Origin of the sequence: Glaciecola sp. SC05 (genome assembly GCF_041380235.1) — a bacterium.
Lineage (GTDB): Bacteria > Pseudomonadota > Gammaproteobacteria > Enterobacterales > Alteromonadaceae > Glaciecola.
Window position 1 is genome coordinate 16,775 of the sequence record NZ_JBGIYY010000017.1, and the last position, 22,211, is coordinate 38,985.

Genomic DNA, 22,211 nt, shown 5'->3' on the forward strand with positions numbered 1-22,211 from the left:
GAATTAGCAAATTCCGCAGATAAATAACAAAACCGGCATTGCATAATCGACTATTACATACTCTACTATTGTGCGGTGTGATCCGCGTTACTCCTTTTAAATTCAAATGTTGGCTACTCAATCTGATATTTGCAGACACCAACAACTTGGCACTAATTTTGAATACAACAGTTAGCAAGAGAGAACTAATATGAACAATTCAAGGCTCGTTTATTCTACCGATAGCGGCAGAATACAAGCGGATAAAAAAACTAACGAAGCACGCCCAAAAACCGATGGCATCGTGCGAATAAAACGCATCACCAAAGGTAAAAAAGGTAAAGGCGTAAGCAGCATTGAAGGCCTAGATATGAATCAAGACGCACTCAAACAACTGTGCTCTGAGCTTAAAAAGCAATGTGGTTGTGGCGGCGCTGTAAAAGACCACAACATAGAGATTCAGGGCGATATACGTGAAAAGCTCAAGATAATACTTGAGAGCAAAGGGATGAAAGTAAAGCTTGCTGGCGGTTAGTTTCACAACTCAGCTTTACATTGATAACAACATAAACTTCTCATATGAGACTGTTGAAAAGAGACCAATGAATGCAAAACTTGTCGATTTCTGATTTACATATTCTGTTGATTGAACCTTCAGACACTCAGGCAAAAATTATCAAAAGTTTACTGACTTCGGAGGCGGTTAACGGGGTTGATATTGTCAAAAACGTGACGCAGGCAAAACATGAAATTCAGAGACACAATGTGGATGTGGTGGTCAGCACCATGTATTTAGCAGACGGCAGTGGTCTTGACGTTTTAGAATATTTACAATCCGATCAGGCCACTAGCAACATTCCGTTTATGCTGGTATCTAGCGAAACCAGCCTGAAAAAACTCGAAGGATTTAAGCAGTCAGGTGTCGCCGCAATATTGCCTAAACCGTTTGAACCTATCCATCTTAAGCGCGGCCTCAATGCCAGCTTACAGTTATTAAATACCGAAGAATTAGACCTCAGTTTATTTGATGTGCGCCAAGTTCGAGTGTTGTTAGTCGACGACAGTCGCCTTGCCCGCAACCATATTAGACGAGTCTTAGAGAATATGGGAATCGAACTTATTACCGAAGCAGAAAACGGTGCACATGCCCTTACCTTCCTAAAAGACCAGGCCTTTGATCTTGTGGTAACTGATTACAACATGCCCGAAATGGACGGCAGAGAACTGTCTGAGTATATTCGCTTTAATCCTGAAACGAGCCATATTCCGATTATCATGGTGACCTCTGAATCAACGAGTAGCACACACATGACAAATATTCAGCAAACCGGCGTTAATGCACTGTGCGATAAACCCTTTGAATCCGACGAAGTGCGTAAAATTTTAGCGCGATTACTGGATCATAAGGACGAATAAACGTAACAATTGGCAGCATTTTTATAAATATTCTGCAATTAGTCGAATTAGCCATAGCTAAGCATTGACATAGCAGGTCGGCTTGCATACATTGCAAATCACGAGGCCTCTTTTTGCACTTGGCTATTCACACCGCATTGCGACTCAGGAAATACAGGAACCCCTCTTGGCTAACGAAGAATTGGAACAGTTGCGAAAAGCAATCACCGACACCGACAACACGCTGCTTGAAATTATCTCAAAGCGTCAAAAGCTCACTATGGAAGTGGCAAAAACCAAAGTTAAGCATCATATTCCTGTTCGCGACCAAAAGCGTGAAGAGCAACTGTTAGTGCGACTGATCAAACAAGGGCAAAAATTTGATTTAGACCCTCACTTTGTGACATCGCTGTTCCATGTAATTATTGAAGATTCCGTGCTCAATCAGCAGTCTATGCTCGCGCAATGGGCAAACCCAGGATCACAGCTGCCGCTAAACCGCGTCGCATTCTTAGGTGAAAAAGGCTCTTATAGCTACCTCGCTACGCAAAAGTACTTTGCGCGCAGAAGCGGAGAGCTTATGGAAATCGGATGTCAAAGCTTTGCCGAAATCATCCAAAAAGTAGAAAGCAACGAAGCCGACTTTGCTGTTTTGCCGATTGAAAACACATCTTCTGGCAGTATCAATGAAGTCTACGACCAACTTCAACACACTCGATTGAATATCGTCGGCGAACTCACACACCCAATCAATCATGCGTTATTGGTGCATCAAGACGCCGAGCCTAGCAAAATCAAAACCTTGTATGCGCATCCTCAAGTATTTGCGCAATGCAGTCACTTTTTAGCCGATTTAGGAAATGTTGAAGTGAAGCCCTGCGATAGCACGTCTGCGGCAATGTTGATTGTGAATGAATTACAAAATGATGAAGTAGCAGCAATTGGTTCTGAGGCCGGCGGCAAGCTTTATAATCTGCGAGCAATTAAATCAAACCTTGCGAATCAAAAAGAAAACCATAGTCGTTTTATCGTGGTCGCCAGTAAAGCAATTAAAGTGCCGCTGCAAGTTCCAGCGAAAACAACCGTGATCATGTCGACCGTACAAACACCTGGGGCACTTGTAGAAGCTTTGCTGGTGCTCAGAGAAAACAATATCAACATGACCAAGCTTGAATCGCGTCCCATTAACGGTAATCCATGGGAAGAAATGTTTTATCTTGATATGCAGGGCAATATCGAAGACGGGCCAATGCAAAAAGCCATCAATACTTTACGCGGCATGACTCGATATTTTAAAGTCTTAGGCTGTTATCCTGTTGAAGAAGTCTCGCCTACCAAGGTTGCAGCGGTTAACGCCCTTGCCGACCATTAACACATTTAGAACTTAGCCACATGACTATGCCGCATCCTGAACATTCAGCGTTGCGGCATTTATGTGAGACTTTAAGATTTAGACCTTAAATCGACTGACCATATCCTGAGTGTTTGTCGCAATATTAGCCAGTTCTTGAGCGGCCTCATTGGTTTGCGTCGCGCCAGTTTCAGCTTCATGTGCAGCGTCACCTATCCGCGAAATACTATGAGATACTTGCGCAGAAGCTTGAGTTTGCTGCTGAGTGGCCAAAGCAATTGTTGTCGCGAGGCTCTGATTTTCTTCTAAATTTTTAGCTAATTCACCTAGCGCTGAAGTAACTGAATCAACGACTTCGATTCCTGTATCAGCGGCAATCACGGCATTGTTCATAGCCGAAACGCTCTCTTCAGAAGATTTGTTCATTTTTTCCACAATTCGCGAGATTTTCTCAGTATTTTCTTGAGAGCGAGTCGCAAGTGTGCGGACTTCATCGGCCACCACTGAAAAACCTCTTCCAGCATCACCTGCCCTAGCTGCCTCAATAGCGGCATTCAGCGCCAGTAGGTTTGTTTGATCGGCAATGCTGGTTATTACTTCCAAAAATTCAGTCACCTGACTGACGTCGCTGCGAAGTGACAAAATAACTTCGCTTGATTGTTTAATTAAGTTAACCAAATCTCTGATATTTGATGCTGCAAGATCTGTTTTTTCTAAGTTCTCTGTGAGCGTAAGTTTTGCAGTGTCGCTTTGCTCTAAATTGTTTGACACCGTGCTAGATATTGAATCGATTGACTGTGATAAGACCTCGACTGATTGCGTAACACAGTAGGTTTGCTGTTTTTGCTCCGCTGCATTGCGCTTGCTTTCAGTAGTGATGGCAGACAGCTCTTGTGACGACGCAGCCAAAGCTAAAGAATTTTCACGCAGAGTAGTGACAATTTCGTGCACTTGCACAATGAAGCCATTAAACGACATCAAAAGCCTGTCAATTTCAGGGATCCCGCATTCGCGCAGGCGAATTGTCAGATCCCCAGAGCCCGCCGTAAGATCGCTGCACATGTTTCCTACAAAATTAAGAGGTTTAGTAATTTGTGCAATTAAAAATGCAGACATACCCATAGCTATTAGCAAAACGACCACCGAAACAATTGAAACAGTAGATATCAGCGCTGTTTGAATTTCTTTTGCTAATGTGAGTGCTTCATCAACATCAATCTCTGCTATAACCGCATAACGATGCTCACCGATGCTCAAAGGAGCAAAGGCAGAAAACACTGCGACTCCTCGATAATCAACAATTTCAATAAAACCCGATTCTCCTGATAAAGCTCGTGTTACTGACTCAGATTCCACTGGTAAAATACCTACCGTGGTGCCAGCAGCCTCAATTTCTTTCGCAAGCTGTCCAGCGTTATTCGATATTGCCTGATAAAATGCCTGAGGCTCTTCCAAGAAAAATCGGCTTTCTGTAATTAACTTGTTATGGCTTCCTACTAAATAAGTTTCACCAGAAACACCAAATCCTTGGTTTAACCAATCACTGTCTCGGGTCAATACGCTGTTAAGTTTATCTAAAGGAATTTGAAAAATTAGCACGCCAATCAACTGTTGGTCGACAAAAATGGGAGAAGATAAAAATCCGGCCATTGCGTTATAAGACGGTAAATAAGTTTCTAGTTGACTAAAAAAAACATAGTCAGGTGAGCTTGCGCCTAAGGCCTGTTGATATGCTGCGCCAATGCCGCTATTCGCATATGGACCATCCTTTATGCTGGTAGCATAATCTAGCTCTTTAAAAACGCTGTAAACAATATTACCAGTGGGAGCATCTACTAAAAAGATATCGTAGTAGCCAAATTCCTTTAAGAAGCGCCTAGCAGTATCGTGAAACGCCGCATGAATACTGGCATAGTCGGTAGTATTTGCCAATCTCAATAAGCCATCCTTCTCGCCTATTTTGTATGTAGAAGCTGCGATGAAATCGTGTTGCAGAGCCAGAGCATTTTGATTTAAGTCTGAATAGAGTTGCCGAAGCCCGCTTGGCGCTTTACCGTTTCGATCTTGATATAAGCTAGAGAATTCATTTGTATAATAGCGCTCAACACTTTTGACATTCATATCGCTAATTGCGCCGCGCTGACTCGCATATGCATTAAAAGCCGGCACGAACTTTTGCATAGCATCAACCCATGCTGGCTCTTGAGATTTGATTCTAACTTGGGATGTTAAAGTATCGAAATAAGTGGTAGTTGCTTGGGTTGTATTGAACAGCTTGGAGGTCAAATTGTCTTTGGCTGCGCCGGTCAAAGCGTCTGTTGAAACATTAATCAATACGGTAAGCGAGGCCGCAGATAGCAGTAAAATACAGGTAAGGGTAACAATTACCATCGACATGGTTAATCGAAATTTTAAAGTCATCTAGGATGTTCCTTGGCAGTAGGTAAGCGTCTCAATGACTATGAGGCGCTTACAATACTGCAGCACCCTTAATCACTCTATTTTTCGTAACAGATGGCTATCGTCTGCTTTCAGCAGCATTTTTTTGCTATCGATTAAGCATATTTTAGAATAATCGCCAAACCATAAAGCCGCTTCTTTAAACTGCTCAACAAATGCTGACTTATCGCCATGCTCTAAGAGTTGAATTGCCATTTCAAAGCGTTGACTAAAACGTTTCAGAAGCGCGATGCTGTCTTTGTTACTGAAGATAATATCGGCATATAATTCAGGAGCTTGAGCAAACAAACGTCCAACCATTGCAAGCTCTAAACGATAGATTGGTGAACTAAATTCAATAAGCTCACTGAGCTTTGGATTTTCTTGCTGAAGATGCTGACCATACACAAAGGTGCTGAAGTGGCGCATCACCTGAATATAGGCCATGGCATGATCATGTTCAGCGGCACTGCTGGGATAAAGCGAACCACCCCAAAGACGCATTTGTTCTAACAACCATTGATACTGATCACTGTGACGCCCATCACACACTACGACAACTTGTTTTATCATACCCGGTGCATCAGGGCCAAACATAGGATGTAAACCCAATACAGGGCCACTATGCGCGGCCATCATGGCATCTAATGGTGCTTGTTTGATACTCGTGACGTCAGCCAATACACAAGATGATTTTAGTTTAGGCAATTGCGCAATAATATCGCATGTAGTATTGATTGGAACCGATATAATGACCAAATCAGCGTCACTTAAAATCTCCTCAGCATTTTGCCATTGCGCCTTGTCTAGCACCGCTACTGAATAAGCACTCTGCTCAAATAAACTAACAAATACTTTTCCTAGCGCTCCTGCTCCACCTACCACCACTACCTTAGCGATTTCAGGATTTACACATGCATATTTGGCATGCTGAGAATGGTAAGAATCGCGCATCATTCTGCGCAAAATATCTTCGACTAAATCAGGCGACAGCCCTAACTCTTCTGCCTGTTGGCGCCTAGCTTCAATGAGCGCTTTTTCGCGTTCAGGCACATAGATTGGCTGCGCATACTCACTTTTCAATCGCCCAATATCTCGAGTTACGCTACTGCGTTTCTTTAGTAATTTAACCAATTCACTATCTACCTCGTCGATTTGTGCTCGAAGGGCAGATAGTTTTTGATCGAGCGACGAATCAGAACTCATCTTTATAAACGTTTCTGCAAACGCATTGGCAACACTGTGATCAGTTTTTCGCGGGCCGCCAAAATGCTTTTTTGAGTTTGTTCCCAGCTGATACAGCCGTCGGTAATTGAGAGACCATATGTCAGTTCGCTAGCCGTTTTACCTTTTGTTCCCTGATTGCCTTCCACTAAATGGCTCTCAAGCATAATGCCAATAATTGACTGGTTGCCTTCTAAAATTTGATTGACGACATTTTCTGCCACTAAGGGCTGTCGGCGATAATCTTTTGCCGAATTCGCATGACTACAATCGACAACTAGTGCCGCTCTTACGCCTGCTGATTTAAGCTCATCCTCACATTGAGATACACATACTGAATCATAGTTAGGTTGCTTACCACCGCGCAAAATCACATGGCCGTCAGGGTTACCTTCAGTTTTAATAATGCTGACTTGGCCCTGCTTGTTAATCCCCATAAAGCTGTGCCCTGATGCGGCAGACTTGAGCGCATTAATAGCGATGTCTAGGTTGCCGTCGGTACCGTTTTTAAAACCAACCGGCATAGACAAGCCGCTGGCCATTTCACGGTGAGTTTGTGATTCTGAAGTGCGTGCTCCAATAGCAGCCCAACTGAAAAACTCACCTAAGTACTGCGGACTAATCGGGTCTAAGGCTTCGGTTGCCACAGGAATTTCAAGCTCAGCTAACCAGTTAAGTAGTTCTCTGGCTCGGCGAATGCCGGTATCAATATCAAATGAGTCGTCAATGTGCGGGTCGTTGATCAGACCTTTCCAACCGGTAGTCGTGCGCGGCTTTTCAAAATACACGCGCATCACCACGTAAAGGGTATCTTTGCAAGACTCGTGCAGCTCTTTGAGCTTCAGTGCATATTCTTTGGCAGCTTTTACATCGTGAATTGAACAGGGTCCGCAGACCACCAGTAAGCGATGGTCTTTACCATGAATAATATCTGAAATAATGCTGCGGGCATTTTCGACATACGAAATGGCTTTGTCACTAACAGGCAGTTGTTTAGCCAATTGCTCTGGGGTGACAAGCACCTCTTCAGAACTGACATGAAGGTTGGTTACACTATCTTTTTGCATGTTTATTTTTTACACATTAGAGGCATTGCGATTACGGGCAATGCTTTTTAATTTTTAGTAGAGAAACTTATTATTGCGCGGTAATCCACGTTCTGTCGGTGTCTTTGCGTCCCATACTGCGAATCGGTGGGTTTATATTTATTCACCGTTACGAGCGTTTTAACAAACCTTGCTAGTAACAGCAATGGTTTTATTGACTAAATAGACAAAAACGGCGCTTTAATACGATTAAAGCGCCGTTTCATGTGAAATTATTGCTTTGCTATAGTTTACATCGCTGGATAGATGTAGCTAGATTGAATGCCCAAGGGAATGCCAATAGACCAGTAAATTAGCAGGAATGCTGTCCAGCATATCAATAACGCAATGCTAAATGGCAGCATCAAGGAGAGCAAGGTGCCAATACCAGTAGACTTCACATAACGTTGACAGTAAACCACCACCAGCGGGAAATAAGGCAGCAATGGTGTAACAATATTGCTCGAGGAGTCACCTACTCTATAAGCAATCTGCGCTAAGTCAGGTGAAATACCCAATTGCATAAGCATGGGTACAAAAATCGGCCCCAAAAGCGCCCATTTAGCGGAACTTGAGCCCACAAACAAATTCACAAAAGCGGTCAAAAAGATAATACCCACAATCGTTATCATCGCTGGAAGTGACAGCGCTTTGAGAAACTCAGCGCCTTCAATTGCCATTAACGCGCCAAGATTAGACTTGCCAAAGGCATCAATAAACAAAGCACAGAAAAACGCCATAACAATGTAGTAGCTCATACCCTGCATAGCTTTGGTCATGCTGTGGATCATGTCTTTGGTCGACTGATACGTGCCAGACATGTAGCCGTAAACCACTCCGGGGAATAAAAATAGTAAAAATATAATTGGCACAATAGACTGCATGACCGGTGCGGCAAAGGAGGTTAAGGCGCCATTCGCATCACGCATCGGTGAAGTCTCAGGAATAAGCACCAATACTAATACTACAATACCGCTAACAAGCGCTGCAGTAGCCCAGCGCAATGCGCGCGTTTGCTTTGGATCGAGCTCTTCAAACTTAGGAATGTCTTCAGGGTCTCCATCTACCTTGACGTTTTTTAAACGCGGCTCAATCACCTTATCGGTGAGATACCATGCGATACCAATCACCAACAACGAAGACGCGGAGTTAAAGAACCAGTTGTTTAGGGGGTTAATCATAATATTTGGATCAATAATACGCGCCGCTTCTTGAGTAAAACTTTGCAGTAAAGGATCGATGGCTGATGGTACAAAGTTAGCAGAGAAGCCACCGCTCACGCCAGCAAATGCGGCTGCAATACCCGCTAATGGGTGTCGACCCATCGCATAGAAGATCACGCCGGCTAAAGGTATAACCAATACATAACCCGCATCTGTTGCGGTGTGGGACACAATTGCTACTAACACGACCATAGGTGTTAACAGTGCTCTAGGGGTCGAGTCGAGCATGCGCTTTAAACCCGCGCTGATAAAGCCTGAGTGCTCTGCCACACCCACACCTAACATCGCCACTAGCACTACACCTAAGGGAGCAAAACCGGTAAATATAGTGACCATTCGACTCAAAAAGTCGGCTAGAGATGCTCCAGTAAGCAGGTTATTGATGACGATCGCTTCGCCTGTTCGCGGATCTAAGGCTGAAAAATTAAACTGCGAGAAAATTGCAGAGCACACCCAAATGATGACTAAGCAAATAAAGAAAATCATCGCTGGATCGGGCAACTTATTTCCGACTACTTCGACTTTATCAAGGGCGCGAGTGACCCAGGTAGATTTGGTTTGTTCCATCGCTACAGCTCCATATTTATTATTATTGTTTTGTATGTGGCCAATAAACTCGTTTGCAGGCGGCGCGTCTGTTTATAAAAATAATAAATTACCAGATATCGCATCTCACATACCTTGACTTGATTATGCGAGAAGTGAAGGAGATTGCAAGACGATGAGGAGGGTTTTTACATTTAATTTAGATTTGCGAAGCCAATTAGCCACTTAACTTTGTCAGTTAAGGTCTTAAATGCGATGCTAAATTTACTTCAGCGAGCTTATTTGACTAGGGAATTTGCGCCAATAACACTGCCATCATCAATGACTGCACCACCAACGATGGTTACATTAGCGCCTATCCACACGTCATTTCCAATCATTATTGGCAAAGAGCGGCACAAACCTCTAGCTCTACTATCGGCTTCCATGGGATGTGAGGTCGCCGCTATTACCGTGCTTGGACCAATGAACACATTGCGACCAAATGTGACTAGCGCACCATCTAAAATGCTTACGTTATGGTTAATAAACAATGCGCCTTTAGCGTGAACATTAAATCCGTAATCACAATAAAAACTGGGTTCAATCCAAGCGCTAGGCGCGTTTGGGAGCAGTTGCTTAAGTATTTTTTTACGCTCAGAAGCACTACCGGGAGAAGTATGATTAAAATCAAAGCACTGAGTTTTTGCCCGCATACGTTGCTGAACCAGTAGCTTATCGGTCGCAAAATACCACTCACCTTTTGCCATTTTTTCAGATTCAGTCATGGTTTATCTGCCTTGATTATGTAGGTAAGTTGATTTAAGAATTAAGCTATTACTGCCTTATGCTTTGGTTTGAATAATATGCGTTTGCAGCAAAACCCGAAGATATCAAATAACAAAATAAGTAAAATAGCAAAGCCTAAACCCCAAAATAAGGCCTGACTATTGAGTGGAACGGCCCATTGGTATCCTTCAAGGGTTTCGATGAACAGCGGACTATTGACTTGCTGACTCACATGTAGGGTCGCCATTAATGGGTGTTGCTGCAGAGCTAGGGCTTCAACATTTAGCAACGATACACGGTCAACAATTGCCTGAATGTTCTCGGCATCGCTCACAAACACCTGGTCTTGGCTTTGACGATAGTGCGTAATCAGTTTATCGATGTCACCCAGAAAATACCGCTGAGCGGTTTGTTGAAAGCCCGATAGGTTTTGCTTTGCTTCCGACAAATGCGCATTCACCAAAGATTGATATTGCCCAACAAAGCCTGGAATTTGCACACCGATGAGCACTACTACAGCAAAGACAATAAGCCGTAACAGGTTAAGCAAATAAGTCGCGCTTGATGCAAGCATTAATATAAGTTCCGTCGTTATTTGTTTGTAGGGCTTAGAAACGCCAAGCGTGAATTAGTTCGCAAGCTATACAATACGACCACAAACTGCAGAAATGCCATCAATTGCCGATAGCCAACTATGAAATATAGCACTGCTAAGCGATGAATAAAGTAATTCTTATCTAATTTAAAATGAATTCATAAATTGGCTACCGTAAAACCTGCATAAGAGAAGTAATGAAATGTCTAAACTGATGTCTTCTATCGATCAGCGAACTAAGCTTGTTGGCGAAAACCGCCTTGAAATTTTGATGTTTAAATTAGGCTCAAGGCACACATTTGCGCTAAACGTGTTTAAAGTACGTGAAGTCATTACTCTGCCAAAATTAAATCGTATGCCAGGCTCACATTCGCATTTAACTGGCGTAATTAATTACCGAGGTAAGTCGATTCCGATCATCGACCTACGTACCGCGATTCAACTTAAGGGCAGCGCTGAAAACTATGAAGCGAATAATGTTATCATCACCGAATACAATCGCTCGGTTCAAGGCTTCCTGATTGGCCAAATAATGCATATTGTGAATACCTCATGGAGCGATATTCAACCCCCGCCAAGTAATGTCGGTAAAAACCACTATTTAACCGCAATCACCCGAATAAAGTTTGAAGAGCGCGAAGAGTTAGTCGAGATTATTGACGTTGAAAAGGTCTTGGCGGAAATCGTACATTACGACACCAGCATATCTGAAGACGTCTTAGATCATCAAATAAGTACCGAGCTTAAGGGCCGAAAAATTTTGGTAGTTGATGACTCAGCCACTGCCCGCTCGCAAATTAGAGAAACGGTCACTCAGTTGGGCGTAGAAGTCATTGAAGATCACAATGGTTTAGCTGCATTAAAACGTTTAAAAGCATGGGTTGATGCCGGTAAATCCATTGATGACGAAATTTTGATGATGTTTACTGACGCCGAAATGCCTGAAATGGACGGCTATCGATTAACCGCCGAAGTAAGAGACGATCCGCGCATGAGTCACCTTTTCATTGCGCTTAACACTTCTCTTAGCGGCAGTTTCAACGAAGCGATGGTCAAGAAAGTCGGTTGTGACCGACTAATATCCAAGTTTCAGCCAGATTTGCTCGTGCAGGTCTTGCAAGAAAGAATGCGAGCAGCATTAGAAACCTAGAGACTGTTTGTGTTTACTGTAACAAAAACCAACAGGGCATAAGCGAATGGCCGGCAAACCAAGTTATGTATTGATGTACCCTAAGCCTTTCTTAAGTACCAAGCCAATATAAGGCCTGAGCCAAACCCAAACAAATGGGACTCCCATGAGATGTAAGGCTGGCTGGGCAATACGCCCCAGATCATGCCGCCATAAAAAACCAGCACCAAAACTGAAATAACGGCTAACCAAATCCGTTTGCTTAAAAACCCTGCTAGCAATAAGTATCCAAAATAGCCATACAAAACACCGCTGGCTCCGACATGCCTTGCCTCTCGTGCAAATAGCCAAACCAATAACCCGGTCATGATGATTAACAGGCCACTCACCATGACATAGCGCTTCAGTCCAAACTCTAAGAGCAAAAATGACAGCACCGCGAAGGGCACAATATTGGACATAAAATGAGTAAAGCTGCCATGCAGCCACGGTGAAGTAAAAATGTACCCGAGGTGGCTTAACTCTCGCGGTATCACCGAAAACTGATTTAGCATACGACCACTAAAGAGGTTCACAATTTCAATAATACTCAGCAGTATTAGCACCGCGAGCACATAGTGCCAATCAGGACGTTTGAGAAGACGAGCTTGCTCTACCATGAGAGAACTCCTTGCGCTGTTTGATGCATGTTAATGTGCGAGGACATGTAATGTTAAGACCTCAAATAATAATATGCGGCAAATAACGCGACAAATCTTGGGTAATCATCGATTCGTCTTCTCGAATAGAGATACCTGCGGCCTCGTCTCCTACTAACCAGGAGCCTATTAGAGTATGGCTGTTGCCGAACTTTGGTAAAGGTGTGTACGCTTGATAGATAAAACCTTCCTCACCATAAGGACCGGAAGTAGAAAGGTTTGCATGGTCCAAGGAAGTCAGCCCCGCAGCATTTGCTTGCAGAATTTCTATATTGGCACCCTCACGAGAAAAGAGCGGCTTTTTAACCCATTTATTGGCCTGCAGATCTTTATGCTTGAGTTTGGGAAGGTCACTTTCAAAAAATGCGGGCAATAAATTGGGGTGCCCAGAAAAAGACTCCCAGAGTGCTGGCAATAGCGCTTTATTTGATACTACGCTTTTCCAAATTGGCTCTACCCAAGCTGTATTTGCCTTTATCGAGGCTAGACCAAACTCCTCTCGCTGCATAAACTCCCACGGATATAGCTTAAAGCAATGCGATATAATTTGGTCCTGCAGGTCAGTCAAGTCTCCATTTTCGCCTAAGCCAATATCCTCAACAAATACGAAGTAGTCATCAATACCGGCAGCCTTCGCGCAATCTTGCAAATATTGTACTGTGCCGCGGTCTTCGTCAGTATCTTTACAGCAAGCAAAATGCATATAATTTAGGCCATAGTAATGCGCGATGACCTTCAGTTGATTGATGAGTTTTTCTTGCAGGGAGTTAAATTGGTCAGCGTTTTTAGGCAGTTTGCCTTTATCGACGTTATTTTCCAGCCAAAGCCATTGCCAAAAGCCTGATTCATAAAGGCTCGTTGGCGTGTCAGCATTGTTCTCAAGTAATTTTGCAGGATGTTTGCCGTCATAAACAAAGTCTAAGCGGGAATAAAGTGACGGCTCTTGCGCCCGCCACGAATCCGCAATCGGCTGCCAAAAACCTTCAGGGATCGCAAACTTTCGCAGCAGCTCCTCGTCTTTACACACCTTGCCTACGACGTGCAGACACATTTGTTGTATTTCTTCAGTGGGGCTTTCTAAATCGCGTTCAATTTGCTCTAGGGTAAACTGATAATAAGCGCTCTCGTCCCAATATGCTTGGCCGTGCATGGTATGGAAGTGAAAACCATACTCATGCGCCATTTGCTGCCAATTTGCTCTGGGCTGAATGCCCATTCGGAGCATTTAACCACCCCATCCTTTTGAACCGCTGCGGCTTCCCCAAGCAGATTTTGCCCTTACGGACGAGCCAAAACCGCCGCGCTGCATGGTACGCGTCACCGCAGGTTTTTTATCAAAGACACTTTTGCTTACGCTGTAGCGTTTTTTGTTCAAGCCACCAAAATCTCGTCCGTCCGCGCCAATCCAGCGATAACGATACGGAGAGTTTGGAGAATATGAAGTAAACATTGGCTGATAATACGGCCTCGGCGAAAGCAAGCTAGACACCATATAACCAGCCATAAAAGGCATAAAAAATGAACCAGAACTGGTGCGCACCTGTTGACACTGATTGGGACCAAACTCAAATTCACAGTCATTGGCTGTATTGTACTTAGGCGCCGTTCGAGCCGCTTCTGCTAGCGCGCCTTCGTAGGCGACTTCACATTGTGCGCTTGCACTTGGATTAGCGCTCACGCACTCGTCAAGATTATTAAATACGATGGCTTCTTCGCGCTGCGACGAGCATGCGCTCAATAACAATCCGGCAAGACCAACCGTAATCGGTTTTAATGAAAAGGCCTTACGCATGCTGCGTAAGTCAATATTGCGCGTGCGCTTTTGCTTTAGTTTTTGACTAGATGTATCGGTCATTTCCAGCGCTCCTAATAGGTCATACAAGCCGCATTTAGCAAGCCTACCGCCACAGACATTGCACCCAACATTATACCAGCAGAGACTTCATCGTTTGTGATACGCTCTGCGATCTTTGGCATAAAAGTAAAACGCAGCAGCGCAAATGCAAACAGTTGGGCAACAAGTGCAACAACACCCCATACCAAATAATCGAGCAAAAATTCAGAATTACTGACTGCACCGGCTAGGGCAATACTAAAACCAATCATAGCGCCTGCGAAGCCAATAGCGGCCGCAGTGTTTCTATGTTCTTTTACTAGCTTCCATTCATCGTGTGGTGTCACAAACGCGTAAACTAATTTAAATACAAAAAATAAGGCAATTGATAGTAAAAAGTACAAGGCAAAGTTACCTAAGCCTGATATTGAAGTGATAACAGCGTCCATTTTATTCCTTAACCGTTGATTGTTATGTCTGCGGGAGATACATCAAAACCGGTGCTTATTACTAAACATCGGTCATGATTGTTATCTACGATTTTTTCTTCACCGGCAACCAGTAAGGCCTCTACGTTATCATTACCCAAGTCTCTTTCATACAGCATTATAAACTGGTCAGTGGTGCTGGTATCGCCATCTTGCTCATACGTAGTTTCAGTCATCGCAACTGGCGGCGACTCCTCGCCAATAGCGTCCCAGACACGATAGTATGAATCACCGTCTAGATCATATTGAGGTTTGGATATACCGCTCGAAATTAGTTGGGACCATTGGGATTGAGAACCCACTGTTTTAGTATCGTAGAAGTACCAAAGTTTAACATCAGTAATGTGATTTTCAGATTCACCGCCGTCGGTAACGACCTGTAAAAAGGCATCATCGTCGGTATAAAATCGAAACATAGTGCCACCGGTATCCAATGCGATTTTACCCACTGCTTGAATAAGATGTTTATGGGCGGCACCGTTTATTTTCAGTTGAGGTTCAATAAGTTTGAGTTTAAGTGGGTCAAGTTCGAAAGACCCACCTAAATAAAGCCCCATTATTTCAGGGCTTGCTGGACGACTTTCATGATCAGGCTGCTCTTTCGAACCAAACACCTTTGAACCGAACAGCTTTCTAAACATGCAATCCTCCTGATAATCGCCAGTAAATGGCTACACAATGCATGCAGCCCTAGCCTATTTGTTACCTAAAATCCGACTAAGTTCATCATCAGCACTCGATTGACCACCTTTGATGCCCGCTCCGGCAAGGCGCTTTTCTAAGTCGTCTGTTGATTCGCTTTGTGCAAGCTCTTCTGCGGCTTCAAGCTCTGCGCTTCTTAAGTTTTGCTTCTCTTGGATGCGAGCCAAGGACTCAGTAGCTGTCTTCATTCTACTGTTTGCTCCTAAATGGCTAGAAGATACCGATACCTGAGCCCGCTGGACTGATTCGGTCGCCTTTACCATATCAACCTGCTGCTCTAAGCGGCGCAGGTTGTTTTTAGCCTGGCCGATATTGCTGGCAAGCTGCTTTTCAGATGCAGTAAACTGGTTCAAATACGTTTGCTCAATGTCAAGTTGCCCGCGAAGCTCAGACACCCGAGCAGCACAATCAAGGGCCAACTGACGGTCAGTATCAATCGCTTTTCGAGCATGCTCTTCAAACTCGGCAATAGACTTATTTAGCCCATCGACCTTCTGTTGTGACAATTTACATTTTGCCAAAATTTGCGTGCGAGCATGGTCTGATTTGCGCAACTCATCTTTAGCTTCGCGGATTTCTTGCTCTAATATTTTAATTGCTTGGCTATCAACCACCGCTTGTGCGGTCTCGTTAGCAGTGCCTTTAACAGCAGTAAATAATTTTCTCCAAACTGACATGGTCATCTCCGGTAGTGAATAGTGATTAATTTGTTTTTAAGAAACCTTGGTAGGCATCGATAAATGCTTCAACATTTTGAAAAAGGGTTTGAATTTCGATTAACACGCTTTCTTTTTTGGACTGCGCACTTAGCGAGCCAAAGGCCGTGTAGTATTCACCACCAGCCACGTTTGAAATGCCAATCGTTGTAAGCGGAAATAACATGTGCGTGCGCAAAATTTCATTGTTCATAGCGTTTGCGTCGGCTACCTCATCAAGTGAAAATAGCAAAGATTCTACTAGTATCTGCTCGCCGCTTATTGCTAACCATGCATCGAGCCCATCTTCGTTGGCGATCAATAAACAATCAGCCTCGTGTGTTACCACATATCCATCGACTTCCGAAATTACTTCAGCAAGTTGTGATAGTTCCCACGTCATTCTGTATCTCCTAAAAGTGTGTATTAACCATGTCGCTATCTATATTAGCGATAAATGAAGATAATACTAGGGAGCAATGTGCTTTGCTTTGCCCCAGCTACAGCTTATGTTGGACGAGAGTATAGTATCGAAGTTCAAAAATTGTCAAAGTTTTTTATTACTTTTGATTAAAATAATGTTTAAATGTAAATTATAAGTCACATAAAGACACAATAAGTAGGTTAAAAATGCAGGCAAGAGCAAACGATTGGCGGAAGTTGGTTCAGCGACTATTGAAGGCAGAGTTATCCAAAAAAGGGATTAAGTATCAAGACTTAAGCGATAAACTTGCGGGTATTGGCGTTGACCAGAGCGCGGATAACCTGCGTAACAAAGTTAACAAAGGCATTTTAGGCGCTGATTTATTGTTACAAATTATGTTTGTACTCAACATCAAACATATTCGACATGAAGACATTGAAGATATGCTGGAGGATATCTGCGATTAAACTTTTTGCTCTGTACTGCGCCACATTATAGATAACATGAAAGTATTTCACGCCCGCATTATTTTCCGATAATGGTGGAAGAACACATCGTAACCTTCGATACAAAGCCCAGAAATAGTATCAAATACAACAGTAATCCCACTCTAAACTCTCTAAACGTTGATAATATTCATTAATCAGGATAGTGTAAAATGACGACTTTATGAATTCACAGACCTGAAATATGCCACGTCATGAACGAGAGCAATATCTAGGTAAACCTCTGATAAATGAGGATGATTTAACTTTTGCACTGTCTGATCATCTGGGTGAAAATCTCACCGACATTTGTGATTTAGTGATGGAGGTTTTCAATGCACAGCGCTGTGCGGTTATCGCCGATTACGATGACCAATGTGTTAGCCTGCATAACCTTGGGGACATACCCGAACAAATTTCCAGAAACGCATTGGCAATACTCAACACAAGCAAATTTACTGCCATAGAATCTTTCCAAACACCAGAGCATATTGACGAGCCTCAACATCAAGTGCAGGTAATAGCCGTACCTTTGATTTTGTTAGATGGCTTAAAGTTTGGCGCCGTAGTGTTCACCCGCGAAATTGGCGAAGCCCTCGCCAATAAAGAGCTGCGAATTCTGAGCGTTATTGCTCGAGACGTGCAGAATTTCTTTATTCATCGTCGCGAAACCTTCGAGGCTGAGAAATCTTTTGAACTGCAAAAATTAATGCTGCAGAACAATAAGGATTGGATTTTTGTAAAAGACGCCGAATTTAGAATTGTGTATGCCAATAATGCTTTTTTGCAGGTGTATCCTGAGTCTATGCGCGATAAGGTTATCGGTTATACCACCATTGAAGAATATGATGACGAAGCCTCTGAAAAATTTCTCACCTTCGACCGCATGGCCTTTGAAAAGGGTATTAGCGAGACTACCGAAGACTTACACATGCCAGATGGTAGTCATATTATTGTTGCTTCGACTAAACGTCGTTTTGAAGATAAAAACGGTGAATCATACATTTTATGTGTATGTCGAGACATTACCGAACAGCACAAGCTGATCATTAACCTGCAAAAGGCCAATCAAGAACTCGATGATTTTACCAGTATCGCATCTCATGATCTTAAGTCGCCCTTAAATGCCATTCGCCGATTATTAGTATGGATAGAAGAAGAAACTGAAGGAACTCTGCCAGAGAATGCGAAGGAAAATTTACGCTTTGCTGTAAATCGCGCTGAGCGCATGCACACCTTGCTAAATGATTTATTAAAATTTGCTAAAATCGGTCGTGAAGAGGTCAAAAACACACGCTTATCATTGCAGAAATCTGTTGATGAGCTTCGCCCGCTGTTAGATATTCCAGAGCACTTCGAACTCAATGCTGATGAACTTATGATGTATGTTCCATCCGTGCCATTTAACACCATTTTACTTAACTTGATCTCCAACGCATTTAAACACAATGATAAAGAACACCCAAAAGTAAGGGTTGAGGCATCAACATCTAAACACTATTACATAATTAAGGTTCAGGATAATGGACCGGGGATTTCACCACAGTTTCACGAACGAGTATTTAAACTTTTTCAAACCCTCAAACCTCGAGATGAAGTCGAAGGCAGCGGCATGGGGCTCTCGGTAGTAAAGAAATACGTCGAATATTACCAAGGCCGTATTGAAATATCTTCCGATGGCGAAAGTGGCTGCTGCTTCACCATTTATTGGCCAATTGTAAAGCATACGCAAAAAGCCGCGACACACACTAAAGCAAAGACATAAATCTACCTATAAGCGAATTAACTATGACGTCCAACTGTCCAACTCTTTTTGTAATAGATGATGATGATGTAGATTTTAAGTTGCTCAAACATGAATTTACCAAGCGAAAAGTTACTAATGAAATTATCAGAGCAAAAGATGGCGTAGATGCACTCGAAAAATTAGCCCTTGGCGTTGTGCAAAAACCATTTGTAATATTGCTCGATTTAAATATGCCCCGCATGGGCGGCATGGAGTTTTTAAGCGAGTTAAGAAAGCACGAAGAATACGAAGATGCGGTGGTATTTATTTTATCTACCTCATCTGACATAAACGATATTCAGGCAAGCTACGAAAAACACGTTGCCGGATATTTTTTAAAAGATGATGCGGAAAAAGGTATTGAACGCGTGGTCGATGTGCTCGGTGGTTACTTTCAAATAGTAATGTTACCCGACTAGGCTCTGTTGAGCCTTGCTGTATGAATTGATGAAAATCCATACCTATTATTGTTAAGCAAAAAGTTTTTTAGACATTGGTCGATAGCTTTATAGAGCCCATGCATTGCTGGGTTTACGCGAAATATACTCAAGTATCAGCACTATTTTTGCAGTGCTCATTACATAACGATTACTTTTATCTGATACACAGGTATGTTATACAATCCCACACACAGGGAAGAAATGATTATGCTTAGTCGTAATGAAACATACCCAACGACTTTGAAAAGGCGAATACCATGAAAAAACTTATATTGACTAGCGCAGCATTGCTAACTTTTGTCGCAACCAATGCTCATGCGGATGCGTCTGCCATATCAATGGCTAACCAAAATTTTGAAACTAAAATTTGTTATGTGGCCGCAACTGAGGGTTTAGATGCTGCAAAGCAATTAGTCTCAGACAAGGGTTTATCATTTCGCAAGTTTGAGAAAAACGTCACCTGCAACAACAAAGACTTAAGCACTTTTGCTAAGCACTTTGCAAACGCTCAAATCCGTGGCGAAAACGCTTCGCAGGTTCAGCTAGTTGCGACCAATAATGACGTCGAATCTAAAATTTGTTTAGAATCACTAACCCACGGTATTGATAAAACTGCTGCTAAATACAAAATTAACAAGGACTACATTCGTTGCAACGGCAAACCATTGCCTCGCTTTGTGAATGAAAACAAGAGACGCGGTGCAACAGTTGCTGCAGTGCCTGAGTAACATTTAAAAATAACTCAGCCAAATCTTAGAAAGTACTGTTTGCATAAGAGTCTTTACGCAAAAGAAAAAACCCGCCAAAAGGCGGGTTTTTATTTGTTAACAGTAACGGTAAATTAATGTTAGTTAAGTTTTTCTCTGATACGTGCAGATTTACCTGAACGCTCACGAAGATAGTACAATTTAGCTCTGCGAACTGCACCGCGACGTTTCACTTCAATGGAATCAATCGCAGGGCTATGAGTTTGAAACACACGCTCTACACCTTCACCGCTTGAAATCTTACGAACCGTAAACGCAGAATGTAAACCACGGTTACGTTTAGCAATAACAACCCCTTCATATGCCTGAAGACGCTCTTTATCACCTTCTTTCACTTTTACTTTTACGACTACTGTGTCACCAGGGCCGAACACTGGTAAATCAGTTTTGAGCTGTTCTTGCTCAATTTTCTTGATGATATCTTGATTGACTTTAGCCATCGAATCCTCTCTTCCTAGTATTAACTGTCGTTTGCTGCATCAGCTTGCTTAATTTGTTGAAGCATTCGCTGTTGCTCCTCAGTCAGAGCTAGGCTATTTAATAAATCAGGGCGCCTGCTTAAGGTTCTTGTTAAAGACGCTTTAAGCCGCCACTGTCTAATTTTTTCGTGATCACCACTTAATAACACCGAAGGTACCGTTAAATCGTTAAAGGTTTCAGGTCGTGTGTAGTGCGGACAATCAAGTAAGCCATTAGAAAACGAATCTTCCTCAGCCGACAGATTGTGCCCTAGCACATCGGGAATTAATCTAGCCACTGCATCCATTAAGACCATGGCAGGTAATTCGCCGCCGCTTAATACGTAATCTCCAATAGACCATTCTTCGTCTATTAAAGTCTGTATTAAGCGCTCATCGATTCCTTCGTATCGGCCTGCTACTAGCACTAAATCTGTGCTCTGACCGATAGATTTAACCCCTTCGTAATTAAGAGTGCGTCCTTGTGGGGACAAATAAATCACTTTGCTGTTTGCTGCTAAGGTCTGTTTTGCCTTAGCAATTGCGTCTGCTAATGGTTGCACCATCATCAGCATTCCAGGTCCGCCGCCATAGGGCCTGTCGTCAACCGTGCGATGTTTGTCGAGAGCAAAGTCCCTCGGATTAACCAAGTTGACTTCAATCAAGCCTCTCTTTACCGCTCTGCCAAATACGCCTTGTTCAATAAAAGACGTGAACATATCGGGAAATAGAGTAACAACGCTAAACCGCTGTGCGGTTTTGCCTTCGACAGAATCCATTTAAAACGCTGGATCCCAGTCCACTTTAATCGTGTTACCTTGCTTATCGACTTCTAGTACGACTTGGTCGTAAATGAAAGGCAATAAACGTTCTTTTTGACCAAATGCATCGTTAGGATTGGCTTTTACCATCATCACGTCATTTGAGCCGGTCTCGAACAATTCCTTAAGGATACCCAAGTCATAACCTTTGTCGGTTATTACCTGCATACCAATTAAGTCTTTCCAGTAAAAATCGTTCTCAAGCTCAGGCAACTGCGATGTGGCTATACTGATATCTAAGTTCTTTATCAGCTCAGCATCTTCACGAGTATCGACACCAACTAGCTTAGCTACGAGAGCTTTGCTGTGGGTGCGCCATTGATCAACTTGAACAGTTTGATTAGCGCCAAGTTTCCAGGGCTCATAATCAAATATATTTTCTGCATTTTGAGTAAAACTGTTAATTCTGACCCAACCTTTCACGCCGTGAGGCGCTCCGATTTTGCCAACAATTAATGTGTCAGACGCTACACTCATTCTTACTCCATCCTTTGCTACAAAAGAAACTGCCTACGCAGCAGCTTTTGCATCTTTTACCAATCGTGCAACACGGTCAGAAAGACCCGCACCGTGACCAACCCAATACTCAACACGCTCAAGGTCTAAACGAAGCTTTTCAGCTTGACCTTGTGCAGTTGGATTGAAAAAGCCAATGTTCTCAATGAACTTGCCATTGCGAGCACGACGGCTGTCAGCAACAACCACTTGATAAAAGGGGCGCTTTTTCGCACCACCACGCTGTAAACGAATAGTAACCATATATGCCTCAAACTCGTTGTAGCGTTACCGTTAACAAAGCCTTTCTACCACCAACGGTAAAAAGGTGCGCGAATTATACGCAGATTAGCCTGTATTGCAAGGCTAAGTTACCTGTGCAAC

The 22,211-nt window shown here is 43.0% G+C and carries 25 protein-coding genes; 8 read left to right on the forward strand and 17 right to left on the reverse strand.

The features are described 5' to 3' along the window. Positions 1-190 precede the first annotated feature (190 nt). The 3 genes from yciH (at position 191) to pheA (ending at position 2,746) form a co-directional block, all read left to right on the forward strand. A complete protein-coding gene (yciH, locus tag AB9H30_RS14880) occupies positions 191-514 on the forward strand; it encodes a stress response translation initiation inhibitor YciH (RefSeq protein WP_371195486.1) in 324 nt (107 codons plus the stop codon). A 71-nt stretch (positions 515-585) separates the two neighbouring features. After that, positions 586-1,395: a response regulator gene (locus AB9H30_RS14885; RefSeq protein WP_371195487.1), complete on the forward strand. Its 810-nt coding sequence runs from the start codon at positions 586-588 to the stop codon at positions 1,393-1,395. 166 nt (positions 1,396-1,561) lie between these two features. Next, positions 1,562-2,746: a prephenate dehydratase gene (gene pheA, locus AB9H30_RS14890; RefSeq protein ID WP_371195488.1), complete on the forward strand. Its 1,185-nt coding sequence runs from the start codon at positions 1,562-1,564 to the stop codon at positions 2,744-2,746. Positions 2,747-2,824: 78 nt separating this feature from the next. On the opposite strand, the gene AB9H30_RS14895 is transcribed toward pheA, so the two are convergent. The 6 genes from AB9H30_RS14895 to AB9H30_RS14920 form a co-directional block, all read right to left on the reverse strand. After that, positions 2,825-5,146, reverse strand: a complete 2,322-nt coding sequence (locus AB9H30_RS14895) for a methyl-accepting chemotaxis protein (RefSeq protein WP_371195489.1) — start codon at positions 5,144-5,146, stop codon at positions 2,825-2,827. 72 nt (positions 5,147-5,218) lie between these two features. Then, positions 5,219-6,370 (reverse strand): bifunctional chorismate mutase/prephenate dehydrogenase, encoded by a 1,152-nt coding sequence (gene tyrA, locus AB9H30_RS14900; RefSeq protein ID WP_371195490.1) that lies wholly within the window; start codon positions 6,368-6,370, stop codon positions 5,219-5,221. 2 nt (positions 6,371-6,372) lie between these two features. Continuing rightward, positions 6,373-7,455: a 3-deoxy-7-phosphoheptulonate synthase gene (locus AB9H30_RS14905; RefSeq protein ID WP_371195491.1), complete on the reverse strand. Its 1,083-nt coding sequence runs from the start codon at positions 7,453-7,455 to the stop codon at positions 6,373-6,375. Positions 7,456-7,724: 269 nt separating this feature from the next. Next, positions 7,725-9,263 (reverse strand): AbgT family transporter, encoded by a 1,539-nt coding sequence (locus AB9H30_RS14910; protein WP_371195492.1) that lies wholly within the window; start codon positions 9,261-9,263, stop codon positions 7,725-7,727. A 257-nt stretch (positions 9,264-9,520) separates the two neighbouring features. Continuing rightward, positions 9,521-10,009, reverse strand: coding sequence for a sugar O-acetyltransferase (locus tag AB9H30_RS14915; protein ID WP_371195493.1), 489 nt, complete (start codon positions 10,007-10,009; stop codon positions 9,521-9,523). Between the two features lie 41 nt (positions 10,010-10,050). Further along, positions 10,051-10,584 (reverse strand): DUF2937 family protein, encoded by a 534-nt coding sequence (locus tag AB9H30_RS14920; RefSeq protein ID WP_371195494.1) that lies wholly within the window; start codon positions 10,582-10,584, stop codon positions 10,051-10,053. Between the two features lie 223 nt (positions 10,585-10,807). Between AB9H30_RS14920 and AB9H30_RS14925 the strand changes: the two genes are divergently transcribed. Further along, complete coding sequence (locus tag AB9H30_RS14925) at positions 10,808-11,755, forward strand: chemotaxis protein CheV (protein ID WP_371195495.1); 948 nt, start codon at positions 10,808-10,810, stop codon at positions 11,753-11,755. Positions 11,756-11,835: 80 nt separating this feature from the next. On the opposite strand, the gene AB9H30_RS14930 is transcribed toward AB9H30_RS14925, so the two are convergent. The 7 genes from AB9H30_RS14930 to AB9H30_RS14960 all read right to left on the reverse strand — a co-directional run bounded on the left by AB9H30_RS14930 (position 11,836) and on the right by AB9H30_RS14960 (position 16,554). Then, on the reverse strand, positions 11,836-12,393 hold the full coding sequence (locus tag AB9H30_RS14930; RefSeq protein ID WP_371195496.1) for a rhomboid family intramembrane serine protease: 558 nt from the start codon (positions 12,391-12,393) through the stop codon (positions 11,836-11,838). Positions 12,394-12,454: 61 nt separating this feature from the next. After that, a complete protein-coding gene (locus AB9H30_RS14935) occupies positions 12,455-13,657 on the reverse strand; it encodes a glutathionylspermidine synthase family protein (protein ID WP_371195497.1) in 1,203 nt (400 codons plus the stop codon). Beyond that, positions 13,658-14,287 carry a DUF1190 family protein gene (locus AB9H30_RS14940; protein ID WP_371195498.1) on the reverse strand — a complete coding sequence of 210 codons (630 nt, stop codon included), beginning with the start codon at positions 14,285-14,287 and terminating at the stop codon, positions 13,658-13,660. 11 nt (positions 14,288-14,298) lie between these two features. After that, positions 14,299-14,715 carry a DUF350 domain-containing protein gene (locus tag AB9H30_RS14945; protein ID WP_371195499.1) on the reverse strand — a complete coding sequence of 139 codons (417 nt, stop codon included), beginning with the start codon at positions 14,713-14,715 and terminating at the stop codon, positions 14,299-14,301. Between the two features lie 8 nt (positions 14,716-14,723). Beyond that, positions 14,724-15,395, reverse strand: a complete 672-nt coding sequence (locus AB9H30_RS14950) for a YjfK family protein (RefSeq protein WP_371195500.1) — start codon at positions 15,393-15,395, stop codon at positions 14,724-14,726. A 54-nt stretch (positions 15,396-15,449) separates the two neighbouring features. Then, positions 15,450-16,133, reverse strand: coding sequence for a PspA/IM30 family protein (locus AB9H30_RS14955; RefSeq protein WP_371195501.1), 684 nt, complete (start codon positions 16,131-16,133; stop codon positions 15,450-15,452). 25 nt (positions 16,134-16,158) lie between these two features. Then, on the reverse strand, positions 16,159-16,554 hold the full coding sequence (locus AB9H30_RS14960) for a DUF2170 family protein (protein ID WP_371195502.1): 396 nt from the start codon (positions 16,552-16,554) through the stop codon (positions 16,159-16,161). 227 nt (positions 16,555-16,781) lie between these two features. Here AB9H30_RS14960 and AB9H30_RS14965 point away from each other — a divergent pair, with 227 nt between their 5' ends. The 4 genes from AB9H30_RS14965 (at position 16,782) to AB9H30_RS14980 (ending at position 20,014) form a co-directional block, all read left to right on the forward strand. Beyond that, positions 16,782-17,042, forward strand: a complete 261-nt coding sequence (locus AB9H30_RS14965) for a DUF6471 domain-containing protein (protein ID WP_371195503.1) — start codon at positions 16,782-16,784, stop codon at positions 17,040-17,042. 223 nt (positions 17,043-17,265) lie between these two features. Beyond that, the gene (locus AB9H30_RS14970; RefSeq protein ID WP_371195504.1) at positions 17,266-18,825 is read left to right on the forward strand and encodes an ATP-binding protein; all 1,560 of its coding nucleotides are present in this window, start codon (positions 17,266-17,268) and stop codon (positions 18,823-18,825) included. A gap of 23 nt (positions 18,826-18,848) precedes the next feature. Continuing rightward, positions 18,849-19,265: a response regulator gene (locus AB9H30_RS14975; RefSeq protein ID WP_371195505.1), complete on the forward strand. Its 417-nt coding sequence runs from the start codon at positions 18,849-18,851 to the stop codon at positions 19,263-19,265. A 278-nt stretch (positions 19,266-19,543) separates the two neighbouring features. Next, positions 19,544-20,014 (forward strand): hypothetical protein, encoded by a 471-nt coding sequence (locus tag AB9H30_RS14980; protein WP_371195506.1) that lies wholly within the window; start codon positions 19,544-19,546, stop codon positions 20,012-20,014. Between the two features lie 119 nt (positions 20,015-20,133). On the opposite strand, the gene rplS is transcribed toward AB9H30_RS14980, so the two are convergent. Genes rplS through rpsP form a run of 4 tightly spaced genes read right to left on the reverse strand, consistent with a single transcriptional unit; the run spans position 20,134 to position 22,091 of the window. Further along, positions 20,134-20,493: a 50S ribosomal protein L19 gene (gene rplS, locus AB9H30_RS14985; RefSeq protein ID WP_371195507.1), complete on the reverse strand. Its 360-nt coding sequence runs from the start codon at positions 20,491-20,493 to the stop codon at positions 20,134-20,136. Positions 20,494-20,513: 20 nt separating this feature from the next. Then, positions 20,514-21,290 (reverse strand): tRNA (guanosine(37)-N1)-methyltransferase TrmD, encoded by a 777-nt coding sequence (gene trmD / locus AB9H30_RS14990; RefSeq protein WP_371195508.1) that lies wholly within the window; start codon positions 21,288-21,290, stop codon positions 20,514-20,516. Next, the gene (gene rimM, locus AB9H30_RS14995) at positions 21,291-21,809 is read right to left on the reverse strand and encodes a ribosome maturation factor RimM (RefSeq protein WP_371195509.1); all 519 of its coding nucleotides are present in this window, start codon (positions 21,807-21,809) and stop codon (positions 21,291-21,293) included. It lies immediately after the preceding gene. Between the two features lie 33 nt (positions 21,810-21,842). After that, positions 21,843-22,091 carry a 30S ribosomal protein S16 gene (gene rpsP / locus AB9H30_RS15000; RefSeq protein ID WP_371195510.1) on the reverse strand — a complete coding sequence of 83 codons (249 nt, stop codon included), beginning with the start codon at positions 22,089-22,091 and terminating at the stop codon, positions 21,843-21,845. Positions 22,092-22,211 lie beyond the last annotated feature (120 nt).